Raw genomic sequence first — 18,362 nt, 5'->3', positions numbered from 1 at the left:
TCCTGTTGAAAACACCGAAAAAATTTAACCATTGAATTACTAAAGTCTGCTGAAGCTTTCACCCTCTATATATTTGCTAAATACAAAAATAATCTATTTCTAGGGCAAGGTAAAAGCAGCAATTACAGGATAATGATCGGAAGGAATAAGATTCAACCAACGGCAAGGATCGACTTTAGCCCAATCTAACTGCAAACGGTTATCATAATAAATGGTATCGATGGCTAAATAGGGGGTATCGGTGTAATTATTAAAGCTCATTTGTTCCGCTAATTCCAAATCGGCTAAAGCGTCCTTTAATTTAATTTCTGACTGGAGAGGTTGAGTTAAAATCTGACGGGGTAATTGCTGAGAATTAACATTAAAATCCCCCGTTAAAAATAGGTAATCTTCTGTTAAATTTAGTTGACAAAAACGCTCCTGTATGCACTTAGCACCTAAGTCCTTAGCTTTGTCGCTATAGTAATCGAGATGGGTGTTATAAAACTGCAAAGTTTGCCCCTCAAGAGTGCGAAATTTAGCCCCCGTTACCATGCGGGGATAAGGATTACCCCAAGCTTCAGTAATACTGCCAATAACATCGGGAGTTTCTGATAGCCAAAATTCGTATATTTCTAAACATTTTAACCGACTTGGTTGATATAAAATCGCACAATGTTCATCTAATCCTGTCCCTCTGCGATCACTACCTAAACTTTGGTATTTTGGCAATAAACGGTGTAGATCCAATAGTTGATTAGCGCGAGCTTCCTGAGTACCAATTATATCGGGAGAATAGTGAGCAATTAAAGCCGCTACTGCTTCCCTTCTTACTCGCCAATTACGCTCATCAGGATCGGGTTTATCGTAGCGAATATTAAAGGACATCGCTGTTAGTTTCATAGCAAAATGGAGAATAGGGAAGATGGAAGGGAATGGGTAGTTCTGTCAGTAAATAGTAATCAGTAATCAGTGAACTGAAAACCCACATCTGATAACAAGGTCTGAATCTAAAACCTAATTTGTTAAGCTAAAAGCTTTGATGTGCTTAGTTTCTAACCTTCTTTTTAGGTAGGAGAATTGCCAGATTCTGTGTTTTGCCCCTTGCCTCTTGCCTTGAGAAGCTGATAACTGATAACTGCCTTTTTCTAGGATCGAGAATCAGAATCTATATCTGTCTTCACTTCGGGGATAATATCCGGTCTTTGGGCATCTTCCCAACCAACCGGGCGCTTAGAATTATACCAAGCGATCGAACCGATGGTGACAGCAGCCAGAAAACCGACCACATAAACTGCCACGAAATAAACGGGGAATTTGCCACTGGCCACTTCTAGGAGTAGATACATAATTTTTTCACGATTAAGCTTTTAATTTGTATATCTTAACAGAATCGGCCCCCTCATCCCTATTCTCGATCGCTACTGGTCCACCAACCGGAAGGCAGCCAAACACCGCCATGAAAAGCTATTTTTGCCGGTGTCATCATATATCCCCAAGCTTCGCAGATTAATTCTCGCTCTAGATTATAAATAAGGATTCTGCGACGCTGATACTCGTTTTCTTCTGGAGATCTGCCGGGTTGATAATCTTCCAAACCATCCAAAAGCCCAATATCATAATCTGCGTTAAAAGTCAATAAAATTCCCTTCACCCAGCCATCCCCCTCGGTCAGTCCGGGATAACCGAGGGCGGTAAGATGGTATAAATGCCCCCTTGTGTAGGCGGTTTTAGAGTTGATCACTTTTCCTGCACAGTAGGCAGAATAGTTACTCTCTTTAGGTTTCAGGGTTCCATAAACAAAGACTTCCATCATCGGTCCAATTGTGCCGCTACTCCTCCTAATAGGATATCGCGAACAAATTGACTGGCTAAAAGTTCCTGGGGAAACCCGAGGGAAATGGCACTGATATTATCAAGTCGTTGCAGCTGTTCCCCAGTCAGGTTAAAATCCACACAGGCGAGATTATCCTGCAATTGGGACAATCTTCGAGCGCCAATGATAGGAATTATAGGGTTAGGGCGATTTCTGAGCCAATTTAACGCCACTTGTGCCGGTGATTTCCCGATTTCTCTGGCAATCTCTAGGACGGTCTCGGCAATTTTCAGATCGCGATCGAGAATTTGAAAAGGTTGGTCGGTCATGCTTAAACGACCATCGACGGGGTTGGGTTGATTATATTTTCCCGTTAAAACTCCTCCTCCCAGGGGACTCCAAGCTGTCACACCGATGTTTAATGCTTTGGCCATAGGCAATAATTCCCGTTCGGGGGTGCGTTCCTTGAGAGAATATTCTATTTGTAGTCCGATAAAGGGTGTCCATCCCCGTAGGGTGGCCAGGGTGTTTGCTTGGGAGACAATCCAAGCAGGACTGTCAGAAATGCCGATATAAAGCACTTTTCCCATCCTGACCAAATCATCGAAAGCACGCATCACTTCCTCCATAGGAGTGAGAGAGTCCCAAATATGAAGCCAGAGTAAATCGATATAATCAGTACCTAAACGCTTTAAACTAGCTTCTACCGCCTGAAAGAGGTTTTTTCGATGATTTCCGCAGGCATTGACATCCCCGGGACGGGTGTTGAGAGAATATTTCGTGGCGATTACCCATTTTTCTCGATCGCCCTTGACAAATTCCCCCACTAATGTTTCACTGGTTCCGTTAGTGTAGATATTAGCAGTATCGAGAAAATTGCCGCCCGCTTCCGCAAAAGCCTGAAAAACCGCCCGACTTTCCTCTTTATCCGCTCCCCAACCCCAATCTTCCCCGAATGTCATCGTCCCTAGACATAGTTCGGAAACTCGCAGACCACTATTACCTAAAAGTTTGTAACGCATAATTAACTAAAATTTTGAATAAGAAGTTAATTATAATTGAATTTGATCGACAGCTAACCCTGGCCTCAGTGGTTATACTAAATTCCGTTGAGAAGGTATAGAGGAGCGGGGAGCGGGGAGCGGTGAATCTGGCTGGCCGCAAATGGTGCTGATAATATGGTTAGCATGGAAGCGCAAATGCAAACTGTTGCGGATGTTTTCCTCGGGGATTTCTTCTTTGAACAGATGCTCTTTTTCTTCCTCACTTTTGCCACTTTTTTCTACATCTAAAAAGGCTTGTAAGTGTTGCGGATCGATGGTAAATTCTTCCGACTAATAGGGATCAAGGCGGGTAATATTTGCTGATTGGAAACAGACGATATCTAAATCAATTAGTCCATCAAGAACAGCGATTTTGATGCGTGGATCGCCTTTTGTCTGGGAGCGAAGAGCGGTCATTCCGAGGATAGCATTGAGATCAGGCATAGTTTTTGCAGGTTTTGAAGAACAGTTATAGAATAAAAGCTAGATAACAAAAATAGGGGAATTAAAGATGAGTTCAATGACCCAAACTGTACAACCCTCAACCACAATTCAGGAACCTTCGACCACAGCGTATTGCGCTTCCCCTTTACCCGACCACACCCAACTCCCCGATAAAGATGGAAGTTTTGTGAAAAACTATCAAGAGCCTCCCCAAGCAGACCTTTTAACGCATACTATTACACCCCTTTTAGAACAATTACATCCTGACGGTAATTACTGTCTGGGTCGAGATTGTGGGATTTATTGGCGATTGCCAGAGTATCCAGAATCCCTAGAAAAGGGTGCTGTTGCTCCCGATTGGTTTTATGTTCCCCATGTCCCCACAACGATTGATGGTCAAGTTCGCCGTTCCTTTGTGATGTGGAAAGAAACCATTGAACCGGTTATTGCCTTAGAATTTGTCTCTGGTAATGGTGAAGAAGAACGGGATAAAACGCCTGTTAAGGGTAAATTTTGGATCTATGAGCGAGCGATTCAAATTCCTTTTTATGGGATTTATGAAGTTAACAAGGCTCAGATCGAGATGTACCAGTTAGTTAATGGTCGTTACCAAAAAATGACTCCTAATCAGCGCGGTCATTATCCCATTACTCCTTTAAAGGTAGAGTTAGGAATTTGGCAAGGGGAATACCAAAATCAGTTCTTTCCCTGGCTTCGCTGGTGGGATGGGGAAGGTAACTTGTTGTTAACTTCCCAGGAATCCACTCAACAGGAACGACAACGAGCCGAACAGGAACGACAACGAGCCGATCGCCTAGCGGAACAGTTAAGGGCCTTGGGGATAGAACCTAAAGATTAGATCTCTTGCATAAGTCTAGACAAAATAGGATAAAATAGTCTAAGAGTTAAGATTGAAAGATGACTTACGAAAAAGTAAGGGACTTGCGTATTAATAAATTACCATCTAGACTAGAGAAGCAACTTGTTACTCCCACTCTCAACTATGGTAACTGAACTGACTGAAAAAATCAAATCAAGCTTGAAAGATGCGGCAAAAAAGCTGACAGGTTTTAAGAAAAGGGCTTTTATGGCGCAAGTAACTATAGACTATTTTAACTCTTCTGAGAATCCGGTTTTTGTTAGATGAAAACTTATCCCCAGACCTCAAAATATCTCTGTTGCGATTGAATCCTAATCTCGATATTTTGCGAGTAGGTGAACCCGATGCACCACCACTGGGAACTTTAGACTCAGAAATCCTAGATTATGTTGCATCATTTCAACGGTTGTTAGTTACCAAATAATTGTCGCAGTATGCCCGGACACCTGAAAAACCATTGGGATAAGGGGGGACATATTTGGGGTTTACTATGGTTGCGTCCCAGTGCTATACTTTGCACGGTTATAACTTGCATTTTTTACTCAAAGACAATAATATAGTTCAAGAGTCATAATTAGAAGCAAAGCACTCATTAAAAACATGATTAACCTAGAATTCACGGAAGAAGAAAAGAACTCACTGTATTATGAAAGATTTCATCATCCTTATCCCCGGGTTCAACTGAAGATGGAAGTTCTCTGGTTAAAAAGCCAAAAGATACCGCACAAAAAAATTTGTCAGTTAGCAGGAATCTCGCCAAATACCTTATTAACCTATCTTCGAGATTATCAAGAGGGCGGAATAGAAAAATTAAAAGAAATCAACTTCTATCGCCCTAAAAGTGAATTAGAGTCTCAAAGAGAAACACTCAAAAAATATTTCGAGAAAAATCCACCAGCCACAATAAATGAAGCTGTATATAGAATAGAAGAATTGACAGGGATAAAACGAAGTCCTACCCAAGTGAGGAAATTCTTAAAATCCTTGGGAATGAAATGTTTAAAAATAGGTTCTCTTCCTTCTAAAGCTGACCCAGATGAACAAGAAGACTACAAAGAAAAAAAGCTAGAACCCAGACTAAATGAGGCTAAAGAAGGAAAAAGGGCTGTTTTTTTTGTTGATGCCGCTCACTTCGTCATGGGAGCATTTCTCGGTTTTGTTTGGTGTTTTGAGAGACTTTTTGTTAAGTCACCGAGCGGGCGTAAACGCTTCAATGTTTTAGGAGCATTAAATGCAATAACTCATGAAGTTATTCTAGTTACTAATGACACTTATATTACGGCAACTCAAGTCTGTGAACTTCTTGAAAAAATAGCTGCTTTAGGACTAATGATTCCCATCACTCTAGTCTTAGATAATGCCCGCTATCAGAAATGTAAAATTGTTGAAGAATTGGCTCTTTCTTTGTCAATAGAGCTACTCTATCTGCCGTCTTATTCGCCTAATCTAAATTTAATTGAAAGGCTGTGGAAATTTGTCAAAAAGAAATGTTTACATGGTAAATATTATGAAAACTTTTCTGACTTTTCTTCAGCCATTTATGAATGTCTGAATGATGCCCATCTGAAACATAAAAAAGAACTGGATTCCTTGCTGACTCTACGATTTCAGAAGTTTAATAAATCTCAGATTATGAACGTCTAAAGTATAATTTAGAAATCTGGGCAGAAGAATTATATCTGATTTAGGAAGCATCCGAAGCAGAAGAATGGATTGACCGAGTTGATTGGATTCCCTTTTAAATCTTCGCTATTTTTCGATCTTACCAGCGATCGCATCTAGTCTTGCTTTGATTCCGGTCATCCACTGGTTAAACTCGGCCGACTGCCGGTCGATAGCCTCTTTCCGTCGCCTTATTTCTCTGGTTGTTTTTTCGGTGGCTTCTAACCGGATATTTAATTCTGTAATCATCATTGCCTCAAGTATCCATTGATTCTTTACGGCAGGGAACTTGACATATTAATCAATGGGAATCAACCTCTTTACGGAAATTTTGCCGTTGACATCCTCACCACCTTAAAATGGACGGCAATACCACCCCAAAACCATGAAGCGTTTTTTCCTTTTAGCGATCGCCTTACTGTTGGTGTCCTGTCAGAACCTTCCCTCCTCAACCTTAGCCAATACCCGCACTTGCACGGTGGTCAGGGGTTCGGTACACGACGGCGACACGATTAGGGTCGATTGTGACGGAAAAGAGCAGAGAATCAGATTCGCTTGTGTTGATGCCCCAGAAATCAAACAGGAAAACGGCATCGCCAGTCGTGATCACTTGCGATCGCTTCTTAACCGGGCAAATAACCAAGTCACTATCAATGCTATCGATACAGATCGATTTGGGCGCACCGTGGCCGAGGTGTACGCCAACGGTCAGCTAGTTCAACTGCAGCAGGTAAAAGATGGTATGGTTTGGGCTTACGATCGATTCAAGGGCAACTGTCCAAGCTGGAAAGAAATCGAAAGGGCTTTTACCGAAGCTCGATCGAACCGCAAGGGAATTTGCGGGGGAAACCCGATGCCACCCTGGGAATGGCGACGACGGAATCGCTAGTTTTTGATCTGTAGATATAGGGAAATTGCAAGGGTGAATTATGAACAGAGACATCATTACTGGAATGGACGGCGAGATTTATGCCAGACTGGATCTGAGTCGGGAATGGGGCGGGGCGCTCGATCTGGGAACCGCAAGGACGGGCAAAAGCTTCGAGGTTGACGGTCATTTAGGGGAAACTAATCGCTGCGGCGTTTGGGATAGTGTGGACAGACTAAGATCAGGACTTCGCGTAACCTTCGTTTGGAACTCGCCACCGAACCCAACGTGATCACCGAGTTAGTGCGATTCGATAGTAAGGGTGTCGCCACCGTCGTCGGTTCGGTTCAGTACAGCTATCGATTATCCTTGAATTTAACACCGGGTCGCTACGGCCTCAGCTTCTTTGTCGAGGGAGATTTGATCTCCTATCAGGTTAATGCCAGTTTCATTTAGGGCTGTTGACTGATCGCTGATAACTGATAACTGATAACTGAGAAGGCGTTGCTGAATCAAGGTATGAATGCCAACTGTGCATCGTGTCCAAAAGTTAGTTTGGGTCTAGGTTTTAAAAATCCCACAAGAGAAGATTCATACTAAATCTGGTTATTAAAAACTGATTATTTATCCCCCCTTTTGCCTCTTGCCTTTTGCCTTTCCTGATATGTAGCCTATACTCAACGGATTTAGTATCATATCTCAAATCAGCAACGCCTGTTAAGCTGATTAACAGCTGATCAGCAAGAAATTAAGTTTGTCATTAATTTTCATTTAACAAAAAAACAGCACCCATCAGGATGCTGTTTGTCAAGAAAATGTTACAAAACTTAAGCTAAAGCCGCCATTTTCACCTCGTTATGAGCGAGGATATTTTGTAACTCCTCCGCGTCCACGGTTTCTTTTTCCACTAACATTTGCGCTAACTGGTCTAAGATGGCGCGGTTATTGACTAAAACCTCTTTAGCGCGACGATAGGCCTGTTCTACTAGGTTACGCACTTCCTCGTCAATAGCGGCCGCAGTTTCATCGGAGAAATCTCGATCGGAAGCGATATCACGACCTAGGAAAACATTACCATTTTGACGACCTAAGGCCACCGGTCCCAGGCGATCGCTCATTCCGAAACGAGTTACCATTTGCCGCGCTACTCGTGCCACCTGTTGCAGGTCATTAGAAGCACCCGTAGTCACTTCCTCCTCACCGAAGATAATTTCTTCAGCTAAACGACCCCCCAAAGCTACAGCCATCTGATTTTGCAGATAAGCGCGAGAATATAACCCGGATTCCATGCGATCCTCGCTAGGAGTGAACCAAGTTAAACCCCCAGCGCGACCGCGAGGAATAATACTAATTTTCTGGACAGGATCATAATCCGGCATTAAAGCACCCACCAAAGCGTGACCAGCTTCATGGTAAGCAACTAAAGTTTTGCGTTTTTCGCTCATGACGCGATTTTTCTTCTCAGGGCCGGCCAAGACACGATCAATCGCATCGTTGATCTCATCCATGGAAATCTCGGTTAAATTGCGACGTGCCGCTAAAATTGCGGCTTCGTTGAGCAAATTAGCCAGATCCGCACCGGTAAAACCGGGGGTACGACGAGCGATTTTATCGAGATCCACGTCTTGGGCCAAAGTTTTGCCTCTGGAGTGGACATTAAGGATTTCCTTACGGCCAGCGTAATCGGGACGATCCACCACCACTTGGCGATCGAAACGACCCGGACGTAATAAAGCGGCATCCAATACATCAGGACGGTTAGTGGCGGCGATAATGATAATACCTGTATTACCTTCAAAACCGTCCATTTCCGTTAATAATTGGTTGAGGGTTTGTTCCCGTTCATCGTTACCACCCCCTAAACCGGCACCCCGTTGACGACCGACAGCATCAATCTCATCGATAAAGACGATACAAGGTGCATTCGCTTTCGCTTGTTCAAATAGGTCGCGGACGCGAGAAGCACCCACCCCGACGAACATTTCCACAAATTCCGAACCGGAAATGCTAAAAAACGGGACTCCCGCTTCTCCAGCTACTGCGCGAGCGAGTAGGGTTTTACCAGTCCCCGGAGGACCGACTAAAAGGACTCCTTTGGGGATTTTTGCTCCAATTGCCGTGAAGCGATCGGCATTTTTCAGGAAGTCCACCACTTCGTTTAATTCTAATTTTGCCCCTTCAATCCCGGCCACATCACCGAAAGTAACCTGGGTTTGGGGTTCCATCTGTACTCTTGCTTTCGATTTGCCGAAGTTCATCGCTTGGGAACCGGGACCACTTTGAGCGCGACGGAGCAAGAAAAATAGACCAACAAGAAGCAATATAGGGAAAAATAGGCTACTGAAGGCTCTTACCCATACTCCTTCTTCTCTTTGGGGCAGTACGGAAATATCAACGTTATTTTCTGCCAAGATGTTGATTAATTGCGGATCGTTGGGCAGGTTAACTAATACATTTGCTCCATCTTGGGTGGGTACGATCGCTCGTTGCCGGTCGGCACTTAAGCGCACGGTTTCTACTTTACCTTCCCGTACTTCCTGTAAAAATTCACTATACTTCCAAGTTTGTTGCACTGCTGGCTGGCGATCAAAGAAAGCTGAGGCCAAGGCAAGGACTACGATTAACAATAGGGCATATAGTCCCGCATTGCGCCATTTTTTGTTATTACCGTTTTTGTTCACGCTGTCGAACTCCTGATAAATTGAGGATGATCTTATCGGTTGTTAAGGGGTTGTTAACTTATGTTAACGTTTCTCAGGAACAGTGGACAGGTTTTTTTTAAAAGATGCCCCTCGTAGTCCTCCCTGGGGGTTAGCTGTTGGGGGTTGGCAGTGGGTAAAAAAGCCATTTACTGTGACTCTCCTCGACCGAGTATGATCAATTTGTAACAAAATGCCAAAATACTGCATAAAAGCTGCAAGTGGAACGATAGAGAGTTTAGTTGACCTCCACGGGGACTAGCTAGATGAAAAAACGAGAGACTTTGCTGGAGAAGTTTTGTTGCTTTTTAGTTTTGCAGCAAAATAGGACAGAATGGAATTGCGATCGGCGTTTGCGTCGTAACATGGAAAGCTATGGCCCAATCGATCCTAATGTCGAGTCCGAGGAATATTGGTCCCTATTCTTTCAGCAACAGTATCAGAATCCCGGTTCCAAAAATCATCTTTTTCGTGGGCATTTATATGCTTATTTGCAGGAACCTTGCTACTGGGCTGCTGCCGAAATCTATCAAAAATATCAAGCTAAACTAGATTATCAGATCGAAGACTACTTTAACGAAGGAATTCTTGGTTTTGAGGCTATCTTAGCCGACTTTAAGCCTTTATTCTCCACTCGCTTCGATAATTTTGCCACTCAGAGGATTAAATATCGCTTAATCGATCGCATCCGTCAGATTAGTCAAGCATTCGGCCATAATACTTGGAGCCTACTACTTAATTCTACCGGAGCGCGTCTCAGCCAAGCTCTCCAGGCGAGGGGATTAGTGGGGGAAACTCTCGAAAATTACCTTTTAGCTTGGGATTACTATAAAGAAATTTATGCCCAGGCAAAAATAAAAACCGATGGTAAAATTCAGGAACCTAGTCCAGAAATCTGGCAAAAAATCGCCGCTGCTTATAACTCGGATAGCCACTCTACCATCAAAATCAATTCTGCGACAATTACCCGATGGTTAAAGGATGCGGGACAAGCTATTTTTGATTATTTATTTCCCCAAGGAAAAACAATTTCTCTACAGCAACCTTTAGGGGGTGAGGAAAGTAGCACGAGGGAGGAAATGATCGAAGATACTGACCATGATACCCCTTGGCAGCAATTAGAAGCGGCGGAAAATTTTCGCGAGTCGCAACAAAACCACCAAAAAATTCTAGCTTGGTTAGGGGCAGAAATTCAACAGATTTGTCAGCAGCCGCAACAGGCAAAACTGCATCCGCAAATTCAGTTAATTCTAGAGATGACTTATGGGTTGGGGTTGGGACAAGTGGCAATTGCCGCTAAGATTACAGAAATTACCACGGTGGTTATCAAACAATATCAGGTTTCTAGGGAACTGGATAAAGTTTATCGTCACCTCGCTAAAAAGTTTTTACCCTGGGCCAGCGAAAACCTGCATATTTCTTTCCAGTCTCACGATAGAGAAGTTATTAGTAAGGCAATAGAACCATGGCTAACATACTACTATCAAACCAGCGCAACAACTCAGGAGGATTAATTATGGTTAATGATTGGTTAGAACTAACTCCTGATAGCATTTGGCTAGAAATACCCGCCGATATTCAAGAGATAAGTTGGGCAAAAAGTGCCAGTTTTACTGATGCCAGTATTCGTCAGAGATTTTATATTAATTATCTCTGTCAACAAGTTATTTTTAACTATCTACAGTCAGGGATGCCTGGGGTTAGCTTAGTAGAAAATCAAGAGGATTTCTGGCAACTAGGAGTTAATGGTTTTACCGTTAAATTAGGCGAAAAGTCAGTAATAGTTATTGCCAGCGAAACTCTGGATCTAGAAGCGATCGAAATTCCTCAAGAATGGGTAGATATTCCTCAATTAATTGGTGATTATTATCTAGCGGTACAGGTAAACACTGCCGAAAGTCATCTGAGAATTTGGGGTTCTACTACCCATAAAGATATTAAGGAAAAAGGACAATATATTAAGCGTAATCTTAACTACTCTCTACCGAGAAATCAACTGCAATCAGGATCAGATTCTTTAGATTTATGGGGAGAGTGTCAATTACAACCAGTGAAGATTGAACGGGAAAAGATGGAAGAAAAACTATCTTTAGATAGATTGACAACCTTACTAGACATCTTAGCTAATCCTCAGTTAATCTTTCCCAGAAAAGCCGTTACTTTTCAGGAATGGGCAGCAGTTATCGTCAATAGTAACTGGAGAAAAATTTTAATTACCCGTCGGCAAAAATCCCCCGTCAAGTTAACCAATTGGTTTACTGATAATTTCCCCATTGATTGGCAAAGTATCCTCGATTTTAGCTCACTGTCACTGGTTACAGCTTTCAAAAATACAGAAATTAAACGCATCAAAGATTTAGGAGTAGAATTACTGGGAAATCCCCTCGCTTTGATGATTACTATCGCTAAAATTGAAGAAGTATTTAGCCTGCAAGCGACTGTTTACCCCACGGGAGAAACAAGCACTTTACCCCCCCATTTAAAATTAACTATTCTCACCGAAACTGGTCAGGTTTTTCGAGAAGTAATTGCCACAGATAACGATGAATTTATTCGTTATAGATTTGATGCTGAATTGGGGGATAAATTCTTCATTGAAGTGGCCTTAGAATCGGCAAGAGTCACCGAATATTTACAAGTATAAGCGAGGAAAAACTTAATGATTAAACTCTTAACTCTCGAACTAGATGGCACATTCGATCGGGGATTTAAAGTAAAATTAGAAATTCGTCCCGATCTTAATTCTCGTCCCCAAACTGTGATCAAAGCAAGGCTACCAGCTAATTTAGAGTTATTAACTCTTTACCGTCAATGGCAACGTCACTATAGTGAATTAGAGGGATTTTTTAAAATCTTAAAAGATAGTAATCCCCAACAAATTACCAATAGTTCTCAGCAGAGTTTAGTTTTTAAAAACTGCCAAGAAAAAGCCAAATTATTTGAGGATAACTTAAACAAATGGTTGAATAATAGCCCAGAATTTGAACCGATCAAAACCGCAATTCTGCGCTCTGGTAATAACTTTCGTATCTGGTTACAAACCGATAATATTTGGCTGCAAAGATTCCCCTGGGAAAAATGGGAAATCCTCCAAAATACCGGCGCAGATATAGCCATTATTGTCTCGGAATACGATACCTTAACCAGACAATTAAAAAATCATGAAAAAATTCGGATTTTAGCCATTTTAGGCTATGCCACCGACTTAAGATTTCTCGAAGAAGATCGCAAAACTTTAGACGATATTGCGGGAAAAGCAGGAGCCGAAATTATCTGGGAAAAAGCCCCTCACCCGCAAAAATTAAATCAGTTATTGCGTCAAGAAACTTGGAATATTCTCTTTTTTAGCGGTCATAGTGCCAGTACAGAAGATGGCCAAGATTGCGAAATTCAACTAACAGAAACTCATAAATTAAAGATAGCTGATTTTAGCTTTTCCCTGGGAGAAGCCACTAAAAACGGGTTAAAGTTAGCGATATTTAACTCCTGTGATGGTATCGGTTTAGCACAACAACTATCACGGGAAAAAGGGATGGCATTACCCCATCTAATCTTTATGCGCGAGAAATTACCCGATCCCGTTTCTCCCAAATTTCTGCAATACTTTTTAACCGCTTTTACCAATAATAAATCTCTCTATAGCGCCGTACATGAAGCCCAAAAAAATCTGCACGATGACTGGGAAAAAGACTATCCCTGTGCCAGTTGGCTGCCCGTAGTTTGCCCCAATACCACCGAAGAACCCCCCACTTGGCATAGTTTCAGTAACTCCCCTCAAAAACAACAAAATTGGCGACAATTTGCTCTAACTTTCGGTTTAGGTTTAGCCGTAGCCATGACAGTCTTGGCAATAAGAGAAACGGGAATTTTAGAACCCTTAGAATTAAATATTTATGATCGCCTGATGCAACTAAAACCCAAAGATAAACCCGATGACAGATTATTAATTATTACCATTGATCGCCAAGATTGGGCCTATCAAGATCGCATGGGTATGAAAAGACCAACAATACCCGGAAGCGATCGAAAACGTTCCCTCGCAGGAGAAGCATTATCGCAGCTTTTAAATAAATTACTGCCCTACGAACCGCAAATTATCGCCTTAGATATCCTCCGTCCCATCGCTGCCAGTCAAGATTATCCACCCCTAGCCAAACAATTACAAAATACTCCTAATTTTATCTCGATTTGTAAGTTTAATAATTACCCGCAACCGGACGGATTTCCCCCACCCCCGGAACTGCCAAAAAATCAGAGTGGTTTTAGTAACATAGTCCCAGACGAAACCATTGCCGGAGTTCCCCGAATTCGTCGTTTTTTATATCAGGCAAAACTCGATCGCACCTCTCCCTGTCTTCCCTAGGGCTGTTTCATTTAAATTAAGTACAGCTGATTTTGAGTCAATAAATTTAACTCAAAATTCTCAAGTTTATCTTTCTCTAATCAAAAGAGTTAGTCACAATAATTAATCTTTAATACCCTGCCAATATTTATTATGAATAGATGGATAAAGCTTTTTATCAAGCCACTAAAAGCCTATCTCTCGTGAAATTCCCTGAGAGTACATCCTGTTAATTTAGCTAATTTTTCTGCTTCTTACGTCGATAAAACTATCAGTTTTTCCCAACGTTCAGCTAACCACCTCTGTCCCTCCGTTATTGAGAGAAAACCCAAACCTCTGAAAAGATTCAATCCTATGGTTGTGAGAATTGACCAATTGCTTGCCCCTTGAAAATCACTTATCTCGCTTTTATCTTCCTCAAAAATTACATCTTTTACCCAATGTAACTGATTTTCTATTTTCCAATGTCCTCGAATAATTTTAGCAAATACTTGAGCGGACGCGGTTAGGCTACTAATATAGTAAGCTGTTTCTTCATAAGTTTTATCCCCGCGACTACCCCTTCTTTCTACTTTAATAATTCGGCGCAGATTTTCAAACCCTTGTCTTTCATTTTTCCTCACTTTAAAAACTTCTATTTTTCTTGATATTTTTCGTCCATGACTATTATCTTGTTTGAGAAAGCAACTTTCTGGCTTTGAGGAATTACTCAGGTCTTGTATTCGCTGATAAAGATTTTTCTGATTTCCTTTAACCGTGATAACATAATCATTTTTACTCTTGATTATTAAGCTGATTGTTTTTTTCTGACAGTGTAAAGCATCGCCAGTAAAAACTTTATTTTGGAGAGAGCAATCCTCAATTATAGCTTGCCCTTCGTCGATTTCAGACACTTTTTATTCCTGAGTAGTGTTTTTTGTGTGTAAGCTTGTAGTCTTATGCTTTGAGGCTATTAGCCTACTTTTGTCGTTTCTTTGCTAGGTCAGGCAACACCCCAACCCAAGAACAAAGGGAGACAACGTTTTTTTACACATTTCTCTTCCCACAACTGTATCAAAAAATACAATTTAAGAAATCTTTACATTCTTCTCCCCAACTAACGATTCAGATTTTGGTTTTTTTGGTTGTACTGATAGCGATCGCCACCCTCGCCGCTAGGTCAGGCAACACCCCAACCCAAGGGAAAAATGTGACGAGAACAGCTTACACAACACCTATTCTTTGGGGAATCTATCTTGAGAATGATTTGAAATATGCTAACTTGGAAGATTATCACGATCGCATCTAGTCAGTACCATGAGTGAAATTAGCATCGGGGGAAAAGTCCGTCTGATTGCCATTCCCCCTTACCTGAAAACCGCCGATCCCATGCCTATGTTACGGCCGCCGGATCTGCTCAATATTGACGATATAGGCACGGTGATTGATCGCCGGCCGGGGGGTTATTGGGGTGTAAAATTCGATCGAGGCTCATTTCTGCTCGATAGCAAATATTTAGAGGTCATTTAAACCAGTTAAGTGCATCGCAGTCAAGACAACTTTTAACCAAGGTAAAACTATCGGTCATTGGCTGCCAGAAACTGCCTGCTTGGATGATTAAATCTCTCAGACAAAAAATTATACCCAGTAAATCAGTCTAGTTATATCCAAGTGATCGGTAATCCAGAATAATAACCTAAATTTATGGAACTAGGCTCTGTTTCCCAATCTAAAACCTGTTCCACACGCTGATAAATTGCCGCCGCTTCCTCACTAGAATTGCCGATACAAGTTAACCCTAATTTACCAAATTCTGACAGCGCACCCATGAGATGAAAAACCGTTCCCGTTTTACTGCTACTATCAAAATGTAAGTGATGTTTAGCAATAATATCCATTAAATCATCGGGAAGTAAACCTTTGTATTGGGGTTTGTGGAGATTATCGGAGGCAATATAATACTTTTCTTGGTGAGGTTGACTGAAAAATAATCCAGTTTCTCGATCATATTTACCATTAGTTAAAAGTTTCAAAGTCATAAAAGGATGGGTGGTTCCTCCTTTTCGCAGATTAATTTCGATCGCCTGTAGATCCCAGACTAAAGTTTCTGGATTTTTAACAGCGACGAAATCAACTCCATAGCGTTCAATTGCTCCCTTGGCTGCCAGAATTTCCCCTATTTTTAGACCTAATTCCTGTAATTGCAGGCGATAATTTTCATCAGCGGGAAAATGGCAACCTAGATAAATTTGACCATCGGGACCCCCTAAAATTTGATCGTGAGTGGAAAGAATCTTCACTTCTCCCGTGGGTGTAATATAACCTTGCACACTCGGCGATCGCTTTTCTTCTCCTTCAATAAAAGCTTCGACAATTGCCCCTAATTCAGCAATTCTGCCAGAAAAACTGTCCCAATTTTCATCCCTTGCTTGAAAACTCATCTTGTCTAATAGTTTAGCCAAGAGATTCATTTTCTCGCTTAAATCTAGGCTGTTACTATCAACAATTTCCCCTAAAGGACGTAAATCTAAAACTGCATTTCCTTCTCCCGATAACCCCTCATTTAACTTCACTACCATGCGTTTTAGTTGCGGTTGACGGGACCACAAACTAGCGGCTTCGTATAACAAATCTTTGACCGTATTTACCTGTAAACTACCGTCAGGATGGGGAATATTGCCTTGACCAAAAATCTCGCGACTGCCACTTTTAGAACCCCAATACAATAAATCTGGACTACAGGCAAATAAAGGAATATCTAATTGTAAAGACAATTCTCGCTCTAAATTAGTAGAATTAAAACAAACCATATAGGCCCGATCTCGACGCAACGCTTGCCGGATTCTTGCTACTAAGCGCGGTCTGTCCAGAATTTTTTGGGTTAAAGGTTGAAAAGAGTTATCGTGAGTTGTCAGTAATAACAGACGATTATTAGCATGGGAAAAAGGAATCCCAGGCAACAATTGCAGGTAATAATCAATCACCATCCGCGAAAGTGGCTGCGCTGTTACATAGATTAAACGAGTTTTCGGGTGTCGCAATCGAATCAGAGAAAATAATAATCTTTCTTCGTAATGTAAAAACCCCGCCACTTTTTGACCGACTCTCTGATCGATACTAAAAGAAGGGATAACTAGGATATCATAATCGCATTCATCCGATTCGAGAACGTTTTCTCCCTGCCAAATCTCTTTTAATTTTTCTTGTAATTCTTGATACCGCAGCCGCTTTTCTAGCATCAAATCTCTATCTAACAGCATGGTTTGTCCCACCTCTGGGGTTGCAGATACCTGTATCTTATCGATTTTGAGAGCCTGTCGTCTCCAGTGTCTTTCTTTTCTTAATATTCCCCTGTGATCATTGCCATTAAAAAGGGATACAGTGGACTCTGTATCCCTTTTAATCACCTGAGATTGGCTTTAACCTAGCGGGTGGAATAAGAGATCGGGATAAAAGCGATTGAATTCGATTAAAATCCCGGCAGTGAAAGTCAGCAGCGCCATAATTAACACGGGTGCGGACGAGAGAAATTTAGTAAGTCCTTCCATCTGAGTTCTCCTAGGGAATAAAAAGTCAAGGGTTTGACACAAAAATTAACGAGGGGAAACGGTAATTTCCGAATCCTTAACGGTTAATTTACCGGAAGTGGCTTCTTGTAAAGCCGCCAAAGGCCAGAGAAAACCCGTTAACATTTTGCTGAGAGCGAGGGGAACATCGATGATGATTTCCTTCATTTCGGCATCTTTGTCGTCGCGCACGGCGATTAAATAGGCCCGACCAACCCAACCGATCCAACCGGTAATGTACAGGAATAGGATGCTAGGGATAAAGAAATCGCCCATGTGGTCCCAACGACCATCAACAATTAGGTGGGGATAGCCTTCCGGTCCACAGAGAGCTTGGGAGTAGATTTGAGCGCGTTTGGCTCCCGATTCGGGGTCGGGAGTGGTGTTGCGGAAACTCTTCGCTTTTTGTAGGAAAGCGGGATTTTCGCTACAAGGGGTCAGATTGGACAAATCAGCCGACGCTGGAGCGGCAAAGGTGAACCAGAGGGATAGCACCAGGGCCAGAGCGAACAATTTTCGCATAAATTGTTTCCTTTTGTTACGAAATATGAAGTTCTTTGTTCAAAAAGCGAACAATTTGATCGTACACGGAAAAAATCTTACTCCGATGAGGGGTACGAGTAAAGTTTCTATTACAAAACTATACGCAAAGCTTCAGATCCCGGTGATATGAACCACCACTTGTCTTTGGTGACGACTCTGACGATGTTCCCAGAGATAGATACCTTGCCAGATGCCTAAAACTAATTTACCCCTAGCGATCGGGATTTGTTCCGATGTCCGGGTTAGGACTGAGCGAATGTGAGCGGGCATATCGTCTGGCCCTTCGGTAGAGTGATAGTAGAGACTGCTATCTTCCGGGACTAACTTGGCGAAGAAATTGGCCAAATCTGTGAGAACATCGGGATCGGCATTTTCTTGGATCAGCAAGGAAGCGGAGGTGTGACAGACAAATAGACTGCATAATCCCGTCGTTATGCCCGATTCAGCCACGATCGCTTCTATGGGAGCAGTGAGACGATGGAAATTCTTGGGACTGGTGGTAATCGTCAGGGATTTTTGATATTGACGCATGGCAACCGAA

Annotated in this window: 22 protein-coding genes and 2 pseudogenes; 12 read left to right on the top strand and 12 right to left on the bottom strand. The window is 42.1% G+C overall.

From position 1 onward, the window contains the following. Nucleotides 1-99 precede the first annotated feature (99 nt). The 5 genes from ACQY1X_RS15860 to ACQY1X_RS15840 all read right to left on the bottom strand — a co-directional run bounded on the left by ACQY1X_RS15860 (nt 100) and on the right by ACQY1X_RS15840 (nt 3,282). Entirely contained in the window at nt 100-882 is a 783-nt protein-coding gene (locus ACQY1X_RS15860; protein WP_430014870.1) for an endonuclease/exonuclease/phosphatase family protein, read from the bottom strand. Nucleotides 883-1,127: 245 nt separating this feature from the next. After that, complete coding sequence (gene psb35, locus ACQY1X_RS15855) at nt 1,128-1,328, bottom strand: photosystem II assembly protein Psb35 (protein ID WP_002737145.1); 201 nt, start codon at nt 1,326-1,328, stop codon at nt 1,128-1,130. A gap of 59 nt (nt 1,329-1,387) precedes the next feature. After that, nucleotides 1,388-1,795: a gamma-glutamylcyclotransferase family protein gene (locus ACQY1X_RS15850; RefSeq protein ID WP_430014869.1), complete on the bottom strand. Its 408-nt coding sequence runs from the start codon at nt 1,793-1,795 to the stop codon at nt 1,388-1,390. Next, nucleotides 1,792-2,817, bottom strand: coding sequence for an aldo/keto reductase (locus ACQY1X_RS15845; RefSeq protein WP_002742186.1), 1,026 nt, complete (start codon nt 2,815-2,817; stop codon nt 1,792-1,794). Before ACQY1X_RS15845 ends, ACQY1X_RS15850 begins: the two co-directional genes overlap by 4 nt. 312 nt (nt 2,818-3,129) lie before the next feature. Beyond that, the gene (locus tag ACQY1X_RS15840; protein WP_430014868.1) at nt 3,130-3,282 is read right to left on the bottom strand and encodes an anacyclamide synthesis AcyG domain protein; all 153 of its coding nucleotides are present in this window, start codon (nt 3,280-3,282) and stop codon (nt 3,130-3,132) included. A 67-nt stretch (nt 3,283-3,349) separates the two neighbouring features. Between ACQY1X_RS15840 and ACQY1X_RS15835 the strand changes: the two genes are divergently transcribed. The 4 genes from ACQY1X_RS15835 to ACQY1X_RS15820 all read left to right on the top strand — a co-directional run bounded on the left by ACQY1X_RS15835 (nt 3,350) and on the right by ACQY1X_RS15820 (nt 5,806). Beyond that, a complete protein-coding gene (locus tag ACQY1X_RS15835; RefSeq protein WP_002735258.1) occupies nt 3,350-4,141 on the top strand; it encodes a Uma2 family endonuclease in 792 nt (263 codons plus the stop codon). Between the two features lie 144 nt (nt 4,142-4,285). Then, entirely contained in the window at nt 4,286-4,429 is a 144-nt protein-coding gene (locus ACQY1X_RS15830) for a hypothetical protein (protein WP_002736704.1), read from the top strand. Beyond that, on the top strand, nt 4,419-4,586 hold the full coding sequence (locus ACQY1X_RS15825) for a DUF5615 family PIN-like protein (RefSeq protein WP_002774733.1): 168 nt from the start codon (nt 4,419-4,421) through the stop codon (nt 4,584-4,586). Before ACQY1X_RS15830 ends, ACQY1X_RS15825 begins: the two co-directional genes overlap by 11 nt. 176 nt (nt 4,587-4,762) lie before the next feature. Continuing rightward, the gene (locus ACQY1X_RS15820; RefSeq protein ID WP_430014867.1) at nt 4,763-5,806 is read left to right on the top strand and encodes an IS630 family transposase; all 1,044 of its coding nucleotides are present in this window, start codon (nt 4,763-4,765) and stop codon (nt 5,804-5,806) included. A 105-nt stretch (nt 5,807-5,911) separates the two neighbouring features. Here the strand turns inward: ACQY1X_RS15820 and ACQY1X_RS15815 are convergent, their stop codons facing one another. Continuing rightward, the gene (locus ACQY1X_RS15815; RefSeq protein WP_430014866.1) at nt 5,912-6,076 is read right to left on the bottom strand and encodes a hypothetical protein; all 165 of its coding nucleotides are present in this window, start codon (nt 6,074-6,076) and stop codon (nt 5,912-5,914) included. 133 nt (nt 6,077-6,209) lie between these two features. Between ACQY1X_RS15815 and ACQY1X_RS15810 the strand changes: the two genes are divergently transcribed. The 3 genes from ACQY1X_RS15810 to ACQY1X_RS15800 are packed head-to-tail and all read left to right on the top strand — an operon-like array spanning nt 6,210 to nt 7,148. Continuing rightward, nucleotides 6,210-6,713, top strand: coding sequence for a thermonuclease family protein (locus ACQY1X_RS15810; RefSeq protein ID WP_430014865.1), 504 nt, complete (start codon nt 6,210-6,212; stop codon nt 6,711-6,713). 40 nt (nt 6,714-6,753) lie between these two features. Then, nucleotides 6,754-6,984: a hypothetical protein gene (locus tag ACQY1X_RS15805; RefSeq protein ID WP_430014864.1), complete on the top strand. Its 231-nt coding sequence runs from the start codon at nt 6,754-6,756 to the stop codon at nt 6,982-6,984. Further along, nucleotides 6,957-7,148, top strand: coding sequence for a hypothetical protein (locus tag ACQY1X_RS15800; RefSeq protein WP_130758344.1), 192 nt, complete (start codon nt 6,957-6,959; stop codon nt 7,146-7,148). Before ACQY1X_RS15805 ends, ACQY1X_RS15800 begins: the two co-directional genes overlap by 28 nt. A gap of 371 nt (nt 7,149-7,519) precedes the next feature. On the opposite strand, the gene ftsH3 is transcribed toward ACQY1X_RS15800, so the two are convergent. Continuing rightward, nucleotides 7,520-9,373 carry an ATP-dependent zinc metalloprotease FtsH3 gene (gene ftsH3, locus ACQY1X_RS15795; RefSeq protein WP_002737367.1) on the bottom strand — a complete coding sequence of 618 codons (1,854 nt, stop codon included), beginning with the start codon at nt 9,371-9,373 and terminating at the stop codon, nt 7,520-7,522. Nucleotides 9,374-9,657: 284 nt separating this feature from the next. On the opposite strand from ftsH3, the gene ACQY1X_RS15790 reads away from it, so the two are divergent. The 3 genes and pseudogenes from ACQY1X_RS15790 to ACQY1X_RS15780 form a co-directional block, all read left to right on the top strand. Further along, complete coding sequence (locus ACQY1X_RS15790) at nt 9,658-10,905, top strand: RNA polymerase subunit sigma-70 (protein ID WP_430014863.1); 1,248 nt, start codon at nt 9,658-9,660, stop codon at nt 10,903-10,905. A gap of 2 nt (nt 10,906-10,907) precedes the next feature. Continuing rightward, nucleotides 10,908-12,035 carry a DUF1822 family protein gene (locus ACQY1X_RS15785; RefSeq protein WP_430013103.1) on the top strand — a complete coding sequence of 376 codons (1,128 nt, stop codon included), beginning with the start codon at nt 10,908-10,910 and terminating at the stop codon, nt 12,033-12,035. 15 nt (nt 12,036-12,050) lie between these two features. After that, nucleotides 12,051-13,751 (top strand): annotated as a pseudogene (locus ACQY1X_RS15780) (CHASE2 domain-containing protein); the annotation flags it as partial. 236 nt (nt 13,752-13,987) lie between these two features. Here the strand turns inward: ACQY1X_RS15780 and ACQY1X_RS15775 are convergent. Then, nucleotides 13,988-14,629 (bottom strand): annotated as a pseudogene (locus tag ACQY1X_RS15775) (ISAs1 family transposase); the annotation flags it as partial. Nucleotides 14,630-14,853: 224 nt separating this feature from the next. Here ACQY1X_RS15775 and ACQY1X_RS15770 point away from each other — a divergent pair. Continuing rightward, nucleotides 14,854-15,021, top strand: coding sequence for a hypothetical protein (locus ACQY1X_RS15770; RefSeq protein WP_193745192.1), 168 nt, complete (start codon nt 14,854-14,856; stop codon nt 15,019-15,021). A gap of 8 nt (nt 15,022-15,029) precedes the next feature. Next, nucleotides 15,030-15,242 (top strand): regulatory protein SipA, encoded by a 213-nt coding sequence (gene sipA / locus ACQY1X_RS15765; protein ID WP_002738252.1) that lies wholly within the window; start codon nt 15,030-15,032, stop codon nt 15,240-15,242. Between the two features lie 131 nt (nt 15,243-15,373). Here sipA and ACQY1X_RS15760 read toward each other — a convergent pair whose 3' ends face one another. The 4 genes from ACQY1X_RS15760 to ACQY1X_RS15745 form a co-directional block, all read right to left on the bottom strand. Continuing rightward, nucleotides 15,374-16,972 (bottom strand): peptide ligase PGM1-related protein, encoded by a 1,599-nt coding sequence (locus tag ACQY1X_RS15760; RefSeq protein ID WP_123229974.1) that lies wholly within the window; start codon nt 16,970-16,972, stop codon nt 15,374-15,376. Nucleotides 16,973-17,131: 159 nt separating this feature from the next. Then, nucleotides 17,132-17,260: a photosystem I reaction center subunit IX gene (gene psaJ, locus ACQY1X_RS15755; RefSeq protein WP_002738148.1), complete on the bottom strand. Its 129-nt coding sequence runs from the start codon at nt 17,258-17,260 to the stop codon at nt 17,132-17,134. Between the two features lie 45 nt (nt 17,261-17,305). Beyond that, a complete protein-coding gene (locus ACQY1X_RS15750; protein WP_002750624.1) occupies nt 17,306-17,800 on the bottom strand; it encodes a photosystem I reaction center subunit III in 495 nt (164 codons plus the stop codon). Between the two features lie 132 nt (nt 17,801-17,932). Beyond that, nucleotides 17,933-18,352 (bottom strand): secondary thiamine-phosphate synthase enzyme YjbQ, encoded by a 420-nt coding sequence (locus ACQY1X_RS15745; RefSeq protein ID WP_002748905.1) that lies wholly within the window; start codon nt 18,350-18,352, stop codon nt 17,933-17,935. Between the last annotated feature and the right edge of the window lie 10 nt (nt 18,353-18,362).

Source organism: Microcystis protocystis FBCC-A270, assembly GCF_050500235.1.
GTDB lineage: Bacteria > Cyanobacteriota > Cyanobacteriia > Cyanobacteriales > Microcystaceae > Microcystis > Microcystis ichthyoblabe_A.
The sequence above is the reverse complement of the archived record's forward strand: the minus strand, read 5'-3'. Positions and strand labels throughout refer to the sequence as shown.